Raw genomic sequence first — 17,930 nt, 5'->3', positions numbered from 1 at the left:
TCATGGGTATCAGAAGCCTTCGTATGGAATTGCTTAGTTAAGAACGATCACCGACATCAAAATCTCTCCTTAGACGAGGATAATCACAATATACCCCACCTGAATATGATCGTCAAGCTGGACACTTAGCACAGTTCCCCTACCATCTCGATGAATTTCCGATGCGCTTTCGACAGCCATTTGTTTTTGTGATAGGAAATTTGCCCGTAGAACACCAGATCCTCACCCGAAGCCTCCAGCACCTTCATTTTTTCCTCACGAAGCCATGCTTCCACACTGATGTATGGCATCAAGCTGATCCCCAACCCGCTGACGACGCATTGTTTCATCGCTTCCATGCTGGTAAATTGCAAATGATTGCCCGTATGAAAGCCCTTCTCCACTAAATAGCCTTCGAAAAATCTTCGCAGCGAACAGTTTTGTTCGCTAAAAATGATACAATCCCCATTGGCTTCCTCGATGGTATTTGCCGGATGATTGCTTCCCCCTACAAAGACTAGCCGTTCCTCAGAAATCACTTCCGTCGTCAGCTGAGGGTCCTGGACCTTGGGCTCCAGCGTGATCGCGATGTCGAGCTCTCCCGTCAGGAGCCGCTCACGCAGAGGAATGCAATTATCATTGATCAGGGAAATCATGACGTCCGGATACTGTTTTTTGTAGGTGGCCAGCACGGCTCCCAGCCTGTAGACGGTCATTGTCTCGGACGCACCGATCCGAAGCTCGCCTTTCAGCACCTGATCGTCAGAGGATATATGCTTGATTTTGCTGTATGCCATAAGCAGCTCCGCAGCATGCGGATACAGCTCATGTCCCAGTGCCGTCAGCTGAATTTTTTTGCCCAACCGATCAAACAAAGGAGCCCCCAGCTCATCCTCCAGCTGTTGAATATGCGAGGTGATGGTGGCCTGTGAATACTGAAGCGCTTGTGCGGCCTTGGTAAAGCTGTTCAAATCAGCAACGGTTTTAAACGTTTGAAATTGCCGGATTTCGATCGTGATTCCCTCCTCGGCTCTCATTGATATCAGAAATGCTGAACATGTTGTTTAGTTGTTTCAATTTTACTAATGGATAATTGTAGCATATGATCCAGGGGAGAGGAGATGATTTCCATGAAAAAAATCTGTTTGCTGCTGCCCAATGGGTTTGAAGCCGTGGAGGCCAGTGTGTTTACCGATGTGCTCGGCTGGAATAAAGAAGAGGGTGATGGAACCACTGAGGTGGTGACAGTCGGCACTCGCAACGAACTGAAGTGCACCTGGAACTTTACCGTGATCCCGGAAAAGGTGCTGTCCGAGGTAACCGTCGATGAGTTTGACGCATTGGCGATACCAGGCGGCTTTGAAACGGCCGGGTTTTACGAAGATGCGTTTCGCCCCGACGTGCTGGAGTTTATCCGCGAATTCAATCGGCAGGGAAAACTGATCGCTTCGATCTGCGTCGCTGCACTGGTCATCGGGAAAAGCGGTGTATTGGAAGGAAGGAACGCGACGACCTACAACTTGAACGGCCGCAAGCGTCAAATCCAGCTGGCAGAAATGGGAGTCAACGTGCTGGCAGATCAACCGATCGTCATCGACAACAATATCATCACGTCCTACAACCCATCCACCGCTTTTGATGTAGCCTTTACCCTGCTTGAGCAATTGACTTCAACAGAAAATACGAACAACGTCAAAACACTGATGGGATTTCGGGTCTAATTCCCATACCCATATCGGAGGAAACGATGAAGATCTCTGCGAATACCGCATTGCTGTTAATTGATGTTCAAAACTATTTTGACAACCCTGAACTGGGACGCAGAAATAACCCACAAGCTGAAGAAAACATGGCTGCCCTGCTGCATGCATGGAGAGAAACCGATCGTCCGGTCATTCATATCCGCCATGTCAGTAACCCTGCTGTAGCCGATCATCCCGGGCGCGCCATCAAAGACATCGTGGCCCCGCTTCCGCATGAGCCAGTGATCACGAAACATGTGAACAGCGCTTTTATCGGGACCAATCTGGAACAGCACCTGAGAGAAGCAAGCATTGATGCGCTGGTCATCGTGGGACTGACAACCGACCATTGTGTGTCCACCACCACAAGAATGGCGAAAAATCTGGGCTTTTCCCCTTTTATCGTATCAGATGCTACCGCTACGTTTGAACGGATCAGCTTTGATGGCAAGCTGTATGCCGCGGAAGAGATTCATCAGCTGGCGCTGGTGAGTTTGCATGAGGAGTTTGCCATCGTGAAGGATACGAAAGGAATTTTGGCGTTGCTTGCATGAAACATAGGAAAGCCGCATTCTTCCTTCAGCTAGGAAAAATGCGGCTTTTTCAAGCTTTTCGATTCTTATTGAACAGGAAGCTCGAGCTTCATTTCCAGGCCCTCGATAAATTGATCATCACGGACTTTCTTGAAATGGTGCCTCGTATGGGTTCGTTTCGCTTATTTTTTCAGCTTCATCGCTTTTAGCATCGCCTCAAACACATAGGTGTTCTCATATTCCCCTTTAAACAGCTCGGCATTTTTCCCCATGGCCGTCAATGGCACGTCCACAGCCGTATGCCCCGAGGTGGTCCAATCCACGACGAATTTTTCCTTGGAATCGGCAATGCTGAATGGGCCATCCTCTGCTGACATGCCTTCGCCGGATTCATCGGAGTCGCTGACTGTCTCCAGGGACAGACCGCCTGTTTCATGGTCGGCGGTTACCAGCACGAGGGTGTCGGAGCGTTTATCCGCAAATTTTTTGGCGACCGCCACTGCCTTATCCAGCTCTTTCCCAGCTTTGATCGTCAGCTCTGCATTGTTATGGTGGGCCATTTCATCCGTAGCTTCTTCTTCGACTACGAGGAAAAAGCCTTTTTTGTTTTGCGACAAGGTTTCAATCGCTTTTTCGGTCATGTCCGGCAGCGAGACAACCGGATCGTAGATGGCGCCTTTGTCTTCTTCTTCAGCTGTGAACATCTCTTCATTGGCGAACAATCCCAACAGCTTGGTCCCTTCCGCCTTTTGCATTTCCTTTTTGCTCGTTACATAGGTATACCCAAGCTCTTTCGCTTTTTCTACGAGATTCCCTTGGGTTCCCTTACTTTCTTCTTCTTCATCTTCCGGCGGGTTATCCGCAAAAGCACCTTCCTCTCCCTGCGGATACCAGTAATCTTCTCCCCCGCCTAAAATCACATCAACCTTGCTGTCTTCCAGGTACTGCTTGGCAATATCGCTTTGCGACGAACGGCTTGCGACATGCGCGCCGAATGCCGCTCCCGTCGCGTCCGTTACCTGGCTGGTCGTGACAATCCCGATTGATTTTCCGGCTTTTTTGGCAATCTCCATGATCGTCTTTACCGCGTCTTTGTCCATATCGACACCGACTGCCCCGTTATAGGTTTTGACACCGGTGGCCAATGCGGTAGCTGCGGCGGCAGAATCCGTTACAAATGAACTGCCAGAGCTGGTATGTACAATCCCGGTCACAGGCATGTCATCCATTGCCAGCTCGCCTTCAACGCCTTTGGAGGATAGGCGCATCGCGTTGCGGGCCGCCGCTCCCATCCCGTCCCCGACAAACAGGATGACGTTTTTAGTCGTTCCGCTTGTGCTTTCCGCTTCTTTCGCAAACACAGAAGTCGACGGAACAGCGCATGCAGACAATACCGCTAAAGTGAGAACCCATTTCCCGACAAAGTGCTGTTTCATATCCGATTTCACTCCCTAGTGCCTATCATGATTTCTAGTGTCCATTTTCCCATTGGATTTTTAAGGGAGTATTAGGGATTGATTAATCGTTGTAAAATTATTCTAGATCCTCGATGGATTGTCTGCTACTCGCTCTTTCTCCTGATTGCTCCCGGAATAGGAAAGCACCAAAGTAGCTGCGATCGCAACGGCAACCCCCACAGCTCCGATCCACGTAACGGAAGCGAGTGAAACCTGGTCTACCACGATTCCGCCGAATCCAGCGCCTGCTGCCATGGCCAATTGCATCATGGACTGATTGAGCCCAAGCAAAATACCGGATGATTCAGGCTCCAACGTTGCCAAATGATATTGCTGCGTCGGTCCGGACGACCAAGCGGCGAAGGACCATAGGATCAAAATGACCAATACGCTAACGAATGAATTCGTAACCAAGGACAGCAATATCAGCATGAGAATATGCAGCGTCATTCCACCGATTAAGGTATTGCCTACCCCCCAGCGATCCGTACTGTACCCTCCAAACTTTGAGCCGATCAAGCTAGCGATGCCGAATATCAACAAAGCGGTACTGAGCAGATGGTCACCGACTCCTGAAATCGTGAGCAGATAGGGAGAGAGATACGTGTAGGCTATAGAATACCCGCCCAGCCAGAAAAAGGTGATGGACAATCCCATGACGACTTTTGGCTTTTTCAGAAGAGCGAGCTGTTGAAGCAGAGGGATCGGTTTATCTCCTTTTGTATGGGGAAGCGCGAGGGAAAGCACAACCATGGCGATGATTCCGAGCAAAGCAATGCCACCAAAGACGGCTTTCCACCCCAAGGCTTCAGCGGTCATTCGTCCAAGGGGAACACCGATAATCAGCGAAGCGGTGAAACCCATGATCACCGTGGCGATGGAGCTGGCCTGTTTTCCCGGAGGGGAGATTTTCGCCGCAAGATTCAACGCAGTCACGACAACCACTCCGGCGCCAAGCGCCATCAAGATCCGAGCCGCTACGAACCAGCCATATCCGGGGAGTACAAACGACAGGAGGTTTGCCAGTACAAAAAGACCGAGCGCATAGACCATTAAGCGGCGTCGATCCCAACTGGAGGTCAGTGCCATCAGGATGGGGGTACATACCGCATATACGAGGGAGAAAATGGTGATCAATTGACCGGCAGCAGCCAACGTAATTCCCAAAGAGTCGGCAATCTTATCCAAAATACCGGAGATGATGTATTCGGAGGTTCCCACTAAAAAGCTGACAATGGACAGCAGGTAAATTTTCCACGCATTGCGCAAGATCTTTCCACTCCTTTTTCAAGGTTTCTATTTATATAAAGATACATCGCGAAATGTCGATATATTGAAGTAAAGAAACACTCGTACATATCGCGAAATATCGAATTGTTATCGAAAAAAGAAACTGAATCCCTCGCTTGAGAGCTCAGTTATCCATTCTTCATAGATCCTTCATCAAATATTCCGCAATGCTGCGGATCGCCTCTTCATCCCTTTGATAATATGTAAATTTCCCGATACGCTTTGTCTTGATCAGACCTGCTCTTTGCAGGATGGAGAGATATTGAGAAGCCGTCGATTGCGTCATGTTCAGTTTGTTTGTGATTTGACTTACGCATACCCCAATTTCCCTCATATCAATCCCTTCATGGGGCGTAAAGTGGCGTTCTGGTTCCTTCAGCCATTCGAGAATTTGCATCCTTGATTCATTGGAAAGCGCCTTAAATACTTCGATTGGTTTCATACCCATCATTATATCGATATTTTCCGATACGTCAATGGGTGTTCAACCTCGGATGCAGAGTCTCATCCGATCGTCTTTTCCATCAATACCGTATTCACAGGGAACCCGTTTGGATTGGTGACCCATTCTTCTTTGAAGACGTGGTAGCCCATCGATTGGTACAGCAGGATATTTTGGGGCACGGACATTCTTACCCGACACCGCAGCTTTGTCTTGCCGTCATCCTTTGCGTACTGCTCCAGATGCAGCAGCATGGATTTGGCCAAACCTCTTCCGCGCGCTTCGGGAGAAACAGAAAGGCGGAAGAAATAAAGGGAATTTTCATCTATTTTGAAGCGTACCGATCCCAGCGGCCGTTTATCATCCAAATAGATCAGGGCTTTTTCCGCTCCCTCGCGTAAAGCCTTCTCGATGGAGGCAACGGTCTCATCGAGTGCGCTTGAGGGGATGTCGGCATTTCGATATTCTTCAAAAGCAGCTAACATGCATGCATGGACCAGATGGGCGTCTTCGGCTTCTGCCAAACGAATCATAAAGGAACCTCCCACTTTTTGTTCCGGCTCGTGTGCGTTCTTTTCTTCTTCTTGTTCTACATTCTCATGGAAACCCCACTTTCCTTCTCGGTAGGGAAAAACCATTCTATTTGGGTTTTGTTTACCTGCATTTGCATAGATCGAACAGAAAAAGGGGATTTTAACCAAATACCGCTTAAAAAAGGGGGTATTTTGGTGAGCGTCATGAAGGATACGTTGTCCATATTCGCCCTAGGTGGCGTCTATGAGATCGGAAAAAACATGTATGGAATTCAATATGGGGATGATCTTGTTTTAATTGACGGCGGTGCCAAGTTTCCCGATGAGAGCTTTCTCGGCATCGACCTCATTATTCCTGATATCTCGTATTTATTGGAAAACAGCGATAAAGTAAGAGGCATGATTATCACTCATGGACATGAAGACCATATCGGGGGAATTCCTTACATACTCCGCCAATTCAACATGCCCATTTACGCAACACGCTTGACGCTGGGATTGGTCGAAGAGAAATTGAAGGAGCATGGCCTGATTCAACAAACAAAGCGCCACCTGATTGACTCTCGTTCCACATTGACACTCGGCAGCTTGAACATCAGCTTTTTTCAAACCAATCACAGCATCCCGGATTGTCTAGGGGTCGTGATCGAAACACCTGAAGGTACGGTCGTTCATACGGGGGATTTCAAATTTGATTTGACTCCGGTGAATAACCAGTCTCCGGACATCCATCGAATGGCGGAGATTGGCCAGCGAGGGGTCCTGGCTTTGTTATCGGAAAGCACAAATGCTGAACGCCCCGGTTTTACGCCATCGGAAAAGATCGTCGGCGATCATCTCATCGAAGCATTCAGCAAAGCGGATAAAAAAATCTTCGTATCCACTTTTGCCTCCAATGTCTACCGCGTCCAGCAGGTCATCGACGCTTGTATGGTCACCGATCGCAAGCTCACCTTGCTGGGACGAAGTATGGTAAATGTCGTAAGAATTGCGGAAGAACAAGGGTATCTAACTATTCCCGAAGGCATGCTCGTGGAGCCAGAGGAAGCCCAGCAGCTCGACCCGCATCGTGTCGTCGTCCTGTGTACAGGCAGTCAAGGCGAGCCCATGGCGGCTTTGTCCCGATTATCGACAGGAGGGGTTCGGCATATCCAGGTGGATCCGGGAGATACCGTGATTTTATCTGCATCCCCGATTCCTGGCAACGAGCGAAATGTCAGCCGCATCATAGATAATCTCATGCTCAGAGGGGCAAAAGTGATCTATGGGTCCGGCTCGGTAACCGGCATGCATGTCTCCGGCCATGGCAACCAGGAAGAGTTGAAACTCATGCTCACACTGATGAAGCCCAAATATTTTATCCCTATTCACGGGGAGTATCGAATGCTGCAGACGCATCGCATGCTAGCCGAATCGGTGGGGGTCGACCCGGACAATATCTTTATTGTAAATATCGGCGATGTGGTAGATATTCGGCAAGGTGAGGCAACCCAGGAGCGGAAAGTGCCTGCTGGCAATACCCTCGTGGACGGATTCGGCATCGGCGATGTGGGTACGATCGTCCTGCGTGACCGCAAGCACCTCTCCGAGGACGGCATCATGGTAGTGGTCGTCACGCTGAGCAAAATGGATGGCAAAATTCTTTCCGGACCCGATCTGATTTCCCGAGGTTTTGTTTTCATATCTTCACCCGAAGCGGAGGAGCTGATGGAAGAGGCCAACCGGGTGGCGCTCGATGCCTTGACTCGACTCCAAGAAGATAACATCACCCAGTGGAATCGCTTGAAGCAAGGTTTGCGGGAAGCGATTGGGAAGTTTCTGTATGCGAAAACAAAACGAAGACCCATGATTTTGCCTATCATTATCGAGGTGTGAGGAGCAAACACGCAAAAGAGTGGTAGCAAATATACTACTACTCTTTTTTTCTTGCGTTATTCCATGATCGTTTTTCTCATCATTCGCTTCCCCACATCATACGTAGGGATAATGGGAACTGCCAATATTAGGAAAATCGTCAGACTTCGAAAATTAAGTATTAGACTGACTATAAAAATGAAACAGCGGCTGACCAAGACTTGAAAATAAAGTCTTAGACTACCGCTGTCTTTTTTCAACTTACATTCCCCGTTAGTTCAGCCCCGTTGACTGATTGGGTAATGCATACTGATTTACAACGCAAGGTCATCTAACCGTCTGATAATAGAGACCAATGGCTCCGGAATCGAACGTTTTATTTTCGATAAGTTTAAGCTTGGTCTTCTCTTGGAGTCCTTGAAACAACGGCAGCCCGCTGCCGATCAGGACAGGAGAAACCGTGATTTTGTACTCATCGATAAGATCAAGACCCATCACGTGGTGCGCAAACCTGGGACTGCCGAGGATGACAATATCCTTTCCTGGCTGTTCCTTCAAATTCTGGATTTCTTCCTTGACATTCTCTTTCACCAGTCTGGAATTGTTCCATTCCACTTTATCAAGCGTCTTGGAAAAAACAATTTTGGATGTTTGCTCAATCCACTCGGCATGCTCCAGCTCATGCTCCGAACTTGAGGGGTTCGATGGCACCGTGGGCCAATAGTTGAACATCATTTGATAAGTGCCCCTACCCCAGAGGACGGTGTCGGCCGTACTCAAAATTTGCGCAGCGTGCTTCGCTAAATCATTATCGTAGGAAACCCAGCCTATGTCCATTGCACCATCAGGCCCCTCTACAAAACCGTCAAGCGATGCATGCAAAAATAAAACAAGCTTTCTCATTTAAGTTTCTCCCTTTTTTATGTGATGTAATGGATTGGCTATAAGTTACCATATAAAGGTTTGGGATGTTTCTTATGAATTGCGAATCTAACCTACCTGTTAGCTTAACGCCGCCGCCAGTCTATTACTTTATTTTTCAGTCTAGCACTTTATTTTCTAGTCTAAAACTTTATTTTCTCAGGACAGTAACTTTCGTCTTGAACCTGTTCATTTCAATTTAAATCGTACAATCAACGAAAAGCCCCGGGTAAATTTATCCCCGAGGCTCTTAGTAAACCAGTCTAGTTTCACACTTTTTATCACCAGACAACAATTGTATATCTTCCTAATCGAATTACTCCACAGTCACACTCTTCGCCAAATTCCGTGGTTTATCCACATCATTGCCGCGAGCCAGCGACGCGTAGTAAGAAAGCATTTGCAATGGAATGACGGTTAATACAGGTGCCAAGATTGGCAATGTTTCTGGAATCGTAATCACTTGATCCACGCTCTTTGCAAGCTCCGTGTTGCCTTCCAGGGCGATTCCGAGCACATGGGCACCGCGCGCTTTGACTTCGACGATGTTGCTGACCATTTTTTCGAAAATGTCAGGCTGTGTCGCCAATGCGATCACTGGTACATTGTCTTCAATCAGCGCAAGCGTACCATGCTTCAATTCACCCGCTGCATACGCTTCGGAATGGATGTAGGAGATCTCTTTCAGCTTCAGCGAGCCTTCCAGCGTCACCGCATAATCAAGGCCACGGCCGATGAAGAAGAGGCTTTGCACATCCTTGATACCCTCGGCAAACACACGAATTTCTTCGGTGTGCTTCAGGATGTCCGCGATTTTGCCTGGGAGCTGCAGCATATGCTCGGTGATTTCAGCGATCTGCGCATCGGTCTGCGTGCCTTTCACCTGCGCATAGTAGAGCGCAAACAGGTACAATGCGACTACCTGGCAAGTATACGCCTTGGTGGAAGCGACCGCGATCTCCGGTCCTGCCCACGTAAAGACCACTTCATCCGCTTCACGAGCCACAGAGCTTCCCACCACGTTGGTGACAGCCAATACCTTCACACCGCTCTTCTTCGCTTCACGCAAAGCCGCCAACGTATCTGCGGTCTCACCGGATTGGCTGATCACGATCACCAATGTATTTGGTGTGTAGATCGGATCACGATAACGGAATTCAGAAGCGATCGCGACCTCTACAGGCACGCGCACGAGCTTTTCAATCACGTCTTTTGCCACGAGACCTGCGTGCATGGACGTACCGCATGCGACGATATAGATATGGTCAATCGCTTTCAGCTCGGCTTCGCTCATTTTCAGCTCAGGCATCACGACTTTTTTGGTCTCCGGATGGATCCGCGCGCCCATGGTTTCGCGCACCGCTTGCGGCTGATCGTGAATCTCTTTCAGCATGAAGGAGTCAAATCCACCTTTTTCCGCTTGCACCAGATCCCAGTCTACGTGGAAAATCTCACGCTCGATCTTCTCGCCAGATTGCGCATCAAACAGCTCGACGCCTTCCCGAGTCAGTACAGCCATTTCGCCTTCATTCAGGATATAGACATCGCGTGTGTGCTCCAGCATCGCCGGAATGTCGGAACCGATGAAGCTTTCACCGTTTCCTACACCTACGATCAATGGGCTTGCCAGACGAACGGCTACCAGCTTATCCGGCTCGTGCTCTGTCATGATCCCCAGCGCGTATGCCCCTCTCATCCGTCCAACAACCTTTTGGGCAGTCGCGACAATGTCTCCGTTATACGTGTCTGCCAACAGGTGTGCAATGACCTCTGTGTCTGTCTCGGAGACAAACGTATATCCTTTGGCGATCAGCTCTTCCTTGATCTCCAGAAAGTTTTCGATAATGCCGTTGTGCACCACGGCAAATTTGGTTTTTGCATCGGTATGAGGATGCGCGTTTTCGTCAGATGGTTTGCCATGCGTTGCCCAGCGAGTGTGACCAATTCCAGCGTTTCCGATCAGGGCATTTCCTTCCAGACGTTCTTCCAAGACAGCAAGGCGTCCCTTTGCTTTTTCATAGGAAAGTCCGTCTTTCGTCAGGACTGCTACCCCCGCTGAGTCATAACCGCGGTATTCCAGCTTGCGCAAACCACCTACGATGATCTCCTGCGCATTTTTCTCTCCAATATATCCAACGATTCCACACATGATTAAATAGTCCCCTTTCAGATCGACGGGGACACGACCCAGCTGTCAATTGTGAACGGGGAGGTGTCCCCGTCACTCCATTACGTTTATGTTTTGGTGGAAACGGCGATGGCCGTTTCTCTCGTCATATACAGGTTTTGTGCAACGGGTCACCCCATTGTTTTGTTCCTGTATTTTCGGTAGTGACGTCTTGCTACCGGGAGGCATCCGCCGAAACTTTCGATAAACCTCCACCTCGTCCACTGCGCTCCATGTCGGGCAGCCGCAGTGCTGGCGCTTTAGTTACTCTTTGCTAAAAGGTTGATGCCAGGCGCTTCTCTTCTTCTGCACATGCCCCCTTTCAACCTCCCAAGATTGTGTAATACATTCAATACTTTACCACAGCTTTGGTTTCTGTCAACAGGTAACAGCTCCCTTTTTACCCTATGCAAAAAGGAGCAGCACGGTGCCGCCCCTTTTTCCAATCTATGTCTTTTAGACCAATTCCCGTTTCACTACGTCCACGATGCGATCTACCAGCACTTTGAGCTGTTCGTCATCCGGACCTTCTGCCATGACGCGCACGATCGGCTCGGTGCCGGACGGACGAACCAGTACACGGCCATTGCCCGCCAGTTCTTCTTCCACTTCTTTGATCGATTGCTCGATCGCAGCGTTGCCGTTCAGCTTTGTTTTATCTTCTACCCGTACGTTGACCAGCAGCTGCGGGTATTTTTTCATCATTTGTTTCAGCTCAGAAAGCGGTTTGCCGGACTCTTTGATCACGTTCAACAGCTGCAGGCCTGTCAACAGACCGTCACCTGTCGTATTGTGATCCAGGAAAATGATATGGCCGGATTGCTCGCCGCCGAGATTGTAGCCGCCGCGGATCATTTCTTCCACCACATAGCGATCGCCTACAGCCGTCTTGGTCGTATTGATGCCTGCTTCCTCCATCGCTTTGAAGAAGCCGAGATTCGCCATCACGGTAGTCACGATGGTATTGTTGTTCAGCTTGCCTTTTGCTTTCAAGGCACGCGCACAAATCGCCATGATGTAGTCGCCATCGATGATTTCACCAGTCTCGTCCACCGCGATGCAGCGATCCGCATCCCCGTCAAAGGACAGGCCCAGAATCGCTTGATGCTTGACGACCTCTTCACGCAGCTTTTCCGGATGTGTGGAGCCGCATTGTTCGTTGATGTTTACACCATTTGGGCTTGCCCCGATCGTGATGACTTCTGCCTCCACATCGGCAAACAGGCGAGCTGCCAAGGAAGAAACGGCTCCGTTCGCGCAATCCAGGACCACTTTCATTCCGTCAAATCGTTCGGACACGGAGTTTTTCAGATGAGAAAGGTACTTTTGGCTGCCTTCCAGGAAGTCGAGCACAGTGCCGATTTGTTCCCCTGTTGGACGTGGCAGCGTATCCTCTGGCGTATCCAGCAGCTGTTCAATCTCTGCTTCTACATCATCGGACAGCTTAAAACCGTTATTGCCAAAGAATTTGATCCCATTGTCCGGGAATGGATTGTGCGATGCAGAGATCATCACGCCTGCATCGGCACCCAGCGCACGAGTCAGGTAGGCGACACCGGACGTGGAAATGACGCCAAGGCGGACGACTTCCGCTCCAACCGACAAGAGTCCTGCGATCAGGGCGCTTTCCAGCATTTGTCCAGAAATGCGGGTATCCCGACCGATGACTACCTTAGGTTTGCCCTCCTGCTTATGTCTGGTCAGTACATAACCGCCCATGCGTCCTACCCGAAAGGCAAGCTCTGGTGTTAACTGCTCATTCGCGATCCCACGTACACCATCTGTTCCGAAATACTTCCCCATTCTTGTCCCTCATTTCTAAGCATCTACCAGCATCAGCATATGTTTACTGCTGGGTATTCGTGATTTCTACCGTTACCTGCTTGATGGCCGACGCTCCTGTTTTCAGAAAGTGCGGCATGTTGTAGTTATAGTTCAGGGTTATCTCATGGACACCGACAGGCAGATTGGTAACATCCGCTACCACCTGTACATCATCCGCTGTCAGGTCTTTCAGGATGGCCGGCGCCCCAATGACGTCAAAATCGATCGTCGACAATTCCTCGCCATTGGCTCCCAGCACTTTCGCTTGCTTATCTGGTGTTAACCCCGTCACCCGAATCGGCACATCTGCAAGATTCTTGGTTTGCGAAGGAACCACCTTAAGCGAAACCTGCAAATATTCCGGCTCTATCTTCACAATATTGTCTTGCATCGGGATTTTCAACTGGAACACGCGATCTGCGGTTACATTGCTCAAATCGATTTCCGGTCCGGCATAAGTCGTGGTCTTCAATGTGTCCACCATTTCTTTCGGCCCGTATACGGTTACTTCTTCGGCATTCATTTCCACACCAGCCAAACTATAGCCATCCGGCAACTCGTTCGTCAAGTTTAATTTTAACGGTACGATCGCGAATGGGCTTGTGACTGGAATATTGACCTCTACGGTGAGCGGGTTTACTTCAATGCCCTGGATTTGGTTTCCGGACTTGTCCACGACCCTGAGCGGCACCGTCGTCTTGATCGGCTCTGTGGCCCCATCCAGATTGACGGATGCCTTCACCATCGCGATGTTATCCGCCTGGCTTTCCGGCACCCTTACCAATACGCGGAACGGCTTGACGATGGGCTCCCCAGCCGTATAGCCAGGAGCAACCTGCCCCAGCACTTCCACTCTCACATCTTTTTCAACGGTTTTCTTTTCTTCCAACGTCACTTCCACTTGGTTCGGGATGATGCCGACCCGCGCTTCTTCAGGGAACCCGCGGTATTGCACCGGCACCTTGTGCGTGCCTTTTCCCATCCCTGTCAAATCCACATAGACTTCATACGAATCCGCCGGAAGAAAGTTATGCCGGTAAAACGGATTGTTGCTTTCCAGTGCGACCTTCACCGTCTTCGGCATCTTCACTACCTGAAAACGGTCCGTGTCGTATTTGACGTGCAAGGTCACCCCGTCAATCAGGACGGGCTGCGTGGTGTCCGTCATGGCTCCTTGATCAGGCTCAAAATTGACGACCATCCACAGCATCCCCGCCATGACCAATGCAATCGCGCGTGCGAACCAATGGCTGTTTAACCATTTATCCATGCTTTCGCCTCCATTGCCAACGACTTGCCATGGATTTTCCCTTCGATGGGGGAGATAAATGCTCAAGCAAAAGCTCGGTTAATTGTTCTTCCGTCAAATTTCTCCTGACTTCCCCATTCAGGGCAAATGAAACCTGGCCCGTTTCCTCGGAGACGACTACCGATACACCGTCGGATACCTCACTCATCCCGATTGCTGCCCGATGTCGTGTCCCCAGCTCTTTGGAGATCGAAGTGTTCTCGGAAAGAGGCAAATAACAGCCTGCGGCCAATACGGTATCCTTACGCAGGATAACCGCGCCATCGTGCAGCGGTGTATTGGGAATGAAAATATTAATTAAAAGCTCCGAGCTGACGCGACCGTTTATGGCAATGCCTGTCTCCACATAGTCGTTCAGCCCCGTTTCCCGTTCAATGACGATCAGGGCGCCAATCCGCCGCTTTGCCATATACGTAATTGACTTCCCTACTTCCTGTACCATGCGCCGAAGGGTATCGTCATCTTGACTGGTATGCGTGCGCGAAAACAGCTTGCCCCTCCCCAACTGCTCCAAAGCTCGACGCAATTCAGGCTGAAAAATGATGACCAGCGCCAGCACCCCAAAGGTAAAGGCCTGCGACATCATCCAGTGGAGCGTCGTCAGTTCGAAATACTTGCTCAAGAGCCAGGTGACGACGATCACCATGATCCCTTTCAGCAGCTGAACGGCACGCGTCCCTCTTATTAACATGATTAATTTATAAATCACGTACGAAACCAATAAAATATCGATTCCGTACCGGATCAAATCCCCATAATCGATCGAACCCATTACGAAGCCCCCATCTTCTCGCTCCATGTCAGTCATACATTTCTCTTTCGCTTGTGGAAAAAAGCACGGCTACTTTGCCGTGCTAACCTTTATCTATTTTCGCTTATGGAGTCACGGGAAGCAAGTCATTTCCGATATTTTTCATTTCGTACCAGATCCAATCGAAAATCGCTTCAATCGACTCCGCTTCCCCGGCAATTTGCGCGGTGGATGCCTTGAATACCTTCCCTTCGATCGCCACGACATTTCCTTGCACCTGGCCTTGCACTTCCACGCTGCCGTTGCGCACGACCAGATCCCCTTCTATAGTGACATCTGATGGTACGATCACTACATTGCGCTCTTTGTCGATTTTTAGTTTATCCAGGTTTGAAGAGGAGACTTGCAAGGTGTCATCGGTTTCAAACCAAGATGCGGTCAGGCTTCCGGTCATCAGTACCAGGAATACAGCCGCAGCCGCCAAAAACGGGTGATGCCGCAGCCATTTGGAGAACTGGCTGGCTTTTGTAGGAGTCGGCAGCTGTGCTAACACACGGGCGGTAAAATCAGCAGACACATGGACATGGGAAGTGCTCTGCACATAGACGACAGCCAACTGGAACTCGTGCAGCTTGCGTCGGCATGCCTCGCATCCCTGAAGATGGATTTGTAAGTGTTGATTGGACAGTTCGTCGAGATCCCCATCGAGATACTCATGGATCAGGACGTTTGCTTGTCTGCATTCCATTCGTGATGTTCTCCTTTCCTTTATCTGAATTGCAGTCTGCCACGCAACGCTTCACGCCCGCGGTGAATTCTCGTCTTGATGGTGGAAACTGGTAATTTCAGCACATCGCTGATTTCCTGCAAGGATAAGTCCTCAATATAGCGCAGGATCATGATCGAACGATATTTGGGTGCCAACTGGTCCAATGCCTGCTGTACGGTCTCCTGGAGCTCTTGCGTCACTACTTTTTCCTCTGGCGTTTTATCTGATGAAGAAAGGCGGGAGTACCAGTCGAGCCCTTCCGTACCTTCTACCTGCTCATCCAATGAAAAGTCCGGACGTTTCTTTCTCCCCCGGTCGATACAAAGGTTTGTGGCGATCCGGTAGATCCACGTGGAAAACTTATAGCTTTCATCGTACGTCTGCAAGTTGGCATACACACGCAAAAAGGTCTCTTGCGCAATATCTTCGGCTTCCTGCCGATTCCCTACCATCCGATAGGCCAATTGGAAAATTTTATCTTTATATATTTCAATCAACTCAGCGAATGCATCGCGATCTCCTCGCTTCGCTCGCTCCATTAATCGTTTCTCTACAAATTCCATTTGATCCTCCCCGGCATTGCCGTTCTCCTACTATACGAAGAATACCTTATCTGGTTTCGTTTTTGGGTGAAAATTTTATGGAAAACTTGAGGAATCGCAAAATAGGAATATTCGGCTAGTTTGATCATACACTGGTGGTGGGTACAAAAATAGGAAAAAGGAGCGTGGTTCGAGATGGACAAGGAGAGTATACTTCAGGAAATTGAGAAACTACGCGGAGAATTAAACGAGCTGTACAAGGAACATTCCGCAATCACGCCGGAAGTACTCGCATTGAGCGTTCGTTTAGACCAGTTACTCAATAAATGGCATCGCTCCCACACGAGCGTGGGGTAAAAAAGGGAAAAGAGGGACTTTTATCCCTCTTTTTTTCTTGCCTATAATAATTTGTCTCCAAATGCTGAACTCATGAGTGCAACTGCTACTCTTGCTGTCATGTTTTGCTGATCGAGTATTGGATTGACCTCGACAAATTCTGCGGATACCAACACATCTGCATCCGCCAGCATTTCCATAGCCAAATGCCCTTCCCGATAGGAAATGCCTCCGATTACCGGTGTACCTACCCCTGGTGCATCGTGCGGATCAAGACCATCGAGATCGAGGCTCAAATGGACGCCATCCGTGTTCATGCTCACGTGGGCAATCGCTTCTTCCATCACGCGGGCCATCCCCAATTTATCGATTTCATGCATCGTGTATACTTTCATTCCAATGCGTTTGATTAATTCCCGTTCTCCCGCATCCAGATCACGCGCCCCGATGATCACCACATTTTCAGGTTTGAGCTTCGGCGTTCTGCCACCTATTTGGACAAGGCGTTGATGCCCATACCCCAAGCTTGCGGCCAACGGCATCCCGTGAATATTGCCGGAAGGAGAGGTTTCACCTGTATTCAAGTCGCCATGCGCATCGAACCAGATGACACCAAGGTTAGGCACGTGTGAGGTGACTCCTGCAACCGTTCCCAAGGCAATGGCGTGATCTCCTCCAAGCACCAAAGGGAAACGTCCATCCGCCATCTCTCTGCTGACGGCTTCGGCTAGCAGGTTATTCGCATCGACTACTTCATCCAGGTATTTATGATTTTCTGTTTCTGTAAACGCATGAGGACGATTCACTTGAATATCCCCAGCGTCTTTGATCTCAAAGCCCATACCTGTTAACCGCTCTACAACACCTGCGTATCGGATCGCTGCTGGTCCCATATCGACCCCACGGCGATCTGCACCCAAATCTAACGGTACCCCTATGATGGTAATCTTTTTGTTCATCATTTGGACTCCTTCCTTGACTCGATCATCTTTATTGTAGCCTTGAAAGGAGAAATGACTCAACTTGACACAATTTTGTATAGTTATAAGCTTGACAGTCGATAAATGAAAAAAACGAGCATGCCGCAAGCAGCACACCCGTTTTTAGCGAGGTTATGTATGGAGCGGGTGATGGGAATCGAACCCACGCGACCAGCTTGGAAGGCTGGAGTTCTACCATTGAACTACACCCGCAAAACAGTGGTCGGGAAGACAGGATTCGAACCTGCGACCCCTTGGTCCCAAGCCAAGTACTCTACCAAGCTGAGCTACTTCCCGACGGATATGGACGTATCGACGTTGCCACAGGATGTGGCGCTTTTAGTCGATCTTCATTATGGCGTGCCCTGAGAGATTCGAACTCCCGACCTTTTGATTCGTAGTCAAACGCTCTATCCAGCTGAGCTAAGGGCACAAAACGTTTTATGATGAAAAACGTCATGACGTTTTTCATGGAGCGGACGACGGGTCTCGAACCCGCGA

Annotated in this window: 17 protein-coding genes and 3 tRNA genes; 4 read left to right on the top strand and 16 right to left on the bottom strand. The window is 49.5% G+C overall.

Going from position 1 to position 17,930, the window contains the following annotated elements; genetic code table 11:
- Positions 1–125: 125 nt before the first annotated feature.
- Positions 126–1,016, bottom strand: coding sequence for a LysR family transcriptional regulator (locus EIZ37_RS24415; protein ID WP_235828214.1), 891 nt, complete (start codon positions 1,014–1,016; stop codon positions 126–128).
- A 93-nt stretch (positions 1,017–1,109) separates the two neighbouring features.
- Between EIZ37_RS24415 and EIZ37_RS24410 the strand changes: the two genes are divergently transcribed.
- Positions 1,110–1,700 (top strand): DJ-1/PfpI family protein, encoded by a 591-nt coding sequence (locus EIZ37_RS24410; protein WP_134687368.1) that lies wholly within the window; start codon positions 1,110–1,112, stop codon positions 1,698–1,700.
- A 32-nt stretch (positions 1,701–1,732) separates the two neighbouring features.
- Positions 1,733–2,275 carry a cysteine hydrolase family protein gene (locus EIZ37_RS24405; RefSeq protein WP_205683884.1) on the top strand — a complete coding sequence of 181 codons (543 nt, stop codon included), beginning with the start codon at positions 1,733–1,735 and terminating at the stop codon, positions 2,273–2,275.
- Positions 2,276–2,436: 161 nt separating this feature from the next.
- Here EIZ37_RS24405 and EIZ37_RS24400 read toward each other — a convergent pair whose 3' ends face one another.
- The 4 genes from EIZ37_RS24400 to EIZ37_RS24385 all read right to left on the bottom strand — a co-directional run bounded on the left by EIZ37_RS24400 (position 2,437) and on the right by EIZ37_RS24385 (position 5,976).
- Positions 2,437–3,690: an alkaline phosphatase gene (locus EIZ37_RS24400; RefSeq protein WP_134687366.1), complete on the bottom strand. Its 1,254-nt coding sequence runs from the start codon at positions 3,688–3,690 to the stop codon at positions 2,437–2,439.
- A gap of 102 nt (positions 3,691–3,792) precedes the next feature.
- Positions 3,793–4,980 carry an MFS transporter gene (locus EIZ37_RS24395; protein WP_134687365.1) on the bottom strand — a complete coding sequence of 396 codons (1,188 nt, stop codon included), beginning with the start codon at positions 4,978–4,980 and terminating at the stop codon, positions 3,793–3,795.
- A gap of 160 nt (positions 4,981–5,140) precedes the next feature.
- Positions 5,141–5,443, bottom strand: a complete 303-nt coding sequence (locus EIZ37_RS24390) for an ArsR/SmtB family transcription factor (RefSeq protein ID WP_134687380.1) — start codon at positions 5,441–5,443, stop codon at positions 5,141–5,143.
- Positions 5,444–5,505: 62 nt separating this feature from the next.
- Positions 5,506–5,976 carry a GNAT family N-acetyltransferase gene (locus EIZ37_RS24385; RefSeq protein ID WP_134687364.1) on the bottom strand — a complete coding sequence of 157 codons (471 nt, stop codon included), beginning with the start codon at positions 5,974–5,976 and terminating at the stop codon, positions 5,506–5,508.
- Positions 5,977–6,171: 195 nt separating this feature from the next.
- Between EIZ37_RS24385 and EIZ37_RS24380 the strand changes: the two genes are divergently transcribed.
- Positions 6,172–7,851 (top strand): ribonuclease J, encoded by a 1,680-nt coding sequence (locus EIZ37_RS24380; protein WP_134687363.1) that lies wholly within the window; start codon positions 6,172–6,174, stop codon positions 7,849–7,851.
- A 306-nt stretch (positions 7,852–8,157) separates the two neighbouring features.
- Here the strand turns inward: EIZ37_RS24380 and EIZ37_RS24375 are convergent, their stop codons facing one another.
- The 7 genes from EIZ37_RS24375 to sigW form a co-directional block, all read right to left on the bottom strand.
- Entirely contained in the window at positions 8,158–8,733 is a 576-nt protein-coding gene (locus EIZ37_RS24375) for a dihydrofolate reductase family protein (RefSeq protein ID WP_134687362.1), read from the bottom strand.
- A gap of 334 nt (positions 8,734–9,067) precedes the next feature.
- Entirely contained in the window at positions 9,068–10,900 is a 1,833-nt protein-coding gene (glmS, locus tag EIZ37_RS24370; RefSeq protein WP_134687361.1) for a glutamine--fructose-6-phosphate transaminase (isomerizing), read from the bottom strand.
- A 474-nt stretch (positions 10,901–11,374) separates the two neighbouring features.
- The gene (glmM, locus tag EIZ37_RS24365; protein ID WP_134687360.1) at positions 11,375–12,721 is read right to left on the bottom strand and encodes a phosphoglucosamine mutase; all 1,347 of its coding nucleotides are present in this window, start codon (positions 12,719–12,721) and stop codon (positions 11,375–11,377) included.
- Between the two features lie 43 nt (positions 12,722–12,764).
- The gene (locus EIZ37_RS24360; protein ID WP_134687359.1) at positions 12,765–14,012 is read right to left on the bottom strand and encodes a CdaR family protein; all 1,248 of its coding nucleotides are present in this window, start codon (positions 14,010–14,012) and stop codon (positions 12,765–12,767) included.
- A complete protein-coding gene (gene cdaA / locus EIZ37_RS24355) occupies positions 14,005–14,823 on the bottom strand; it encodes a diadenylate cyclase CdaA (protein WP_134687358.1) in 819 nt (272 codons plus the stop codon). Before cdaA ends, EIZ37_RS24360 begins: the two co-directional genes overlap by 8 nt.
- Positions 14,824–14,926: 103 nt before the next feature.
- Positions 14,927–15,550 carry a zf-HC2 domain-containing protein gene (locus EIZ37_RS24350; protein WP_134687357.1) on the bottom strand — a complete coding sequence of 208 codons (624 nt, stop codon included), beginning with the start codon at positions 15,548–15,550 and terminating at the stop codon, positions 14,927–14,929.
- A gap of 20 nt (positions 15,551–15,570) precedes the next feature.
- Positions 15,571–16,134, bottom strand: coding sequence for an RNA polymerase sigma factor SigW (gene sigW, locus EIZ37_RS24345; RefSeq protein ID WP_134687356.1), 564 nt, complete (start codon positions 16,132–16,134; stop codon positions 15,571–15,573).
- Between the two features lie 174 nt (positions 16,135–16,308).
- Between sigW and EIZ37_RS26600 the strand changes: the two genes are divergently transcribed.
- Positions 16,309–16,470 carry an aspartyl-phosphate phosphatase Spo0E family protein gene (locus tag EIZ37_RS26600; RefSeq protein ID WP_134687355.1) on the top strand — a complete coding sequence of 54 codons (162 nt, stop codon included), beginning with the start codon at positions 16,309–16,311 and terminating at the stop codon, positions 16,468–16,470.
- 41 nt (positions 16,471–16,511) lie between these two features.
- Here EIZ37_RS26600 and rocF read toward each other — a convergent pair whose 3' ends face one another.
- The 4 genes from rocF to EIZ37_RS24320 form a co-directional block, all read right to left on the bottom strand.
- The gene (rocF, locus tag EIZ37_RS24335; protein WP_134687354.1) at positions 16,512–17,408 is read right to left on the bottom strand and encodes an arginase; all 897 of its coding nucleotides are present in this window, start codon (positions 17,406–17,408) and stop codon (positions 16,512–16,514) included.
- A 160-nt stretch (positions 17,409–17,568) separates the two neighbouring features.
- Positions 17,569–17,642 (bottom strand) — tRNA-Gly (locus tag EIZ37_RS24330).
- Between the two features lie 7 nt (positions 17,643–17,649).
- A tRNA-Pro gene (locus tag EIZ37_RS24325) sits at positions 17,650–17,726 on the bottom strand.
- A gap of 59 nt (positions 17,727–17,785) precedes the next feature.
- Positions 17,786–17,862, bottom strand: a tRNA-Arg gene (locus EIZ37_RS24320).
- Between the last annotated feature and the right edge of the window lie 68 nt (positions 17,863–17,930).

The organism is Brevibacillus migulae (assembly GCF_004521915.1).
Lineage (GTDB): Bacteria > Bacillota > Bacilli > Brevibacillales > Brevibacillaceae > Brevibacillus_F > Brevibacillus_F migulae.
Note: the sequence above shows the minus strand (reverse complement) of the source record. Positions and strands in the feature narration are given on the sequence as shown.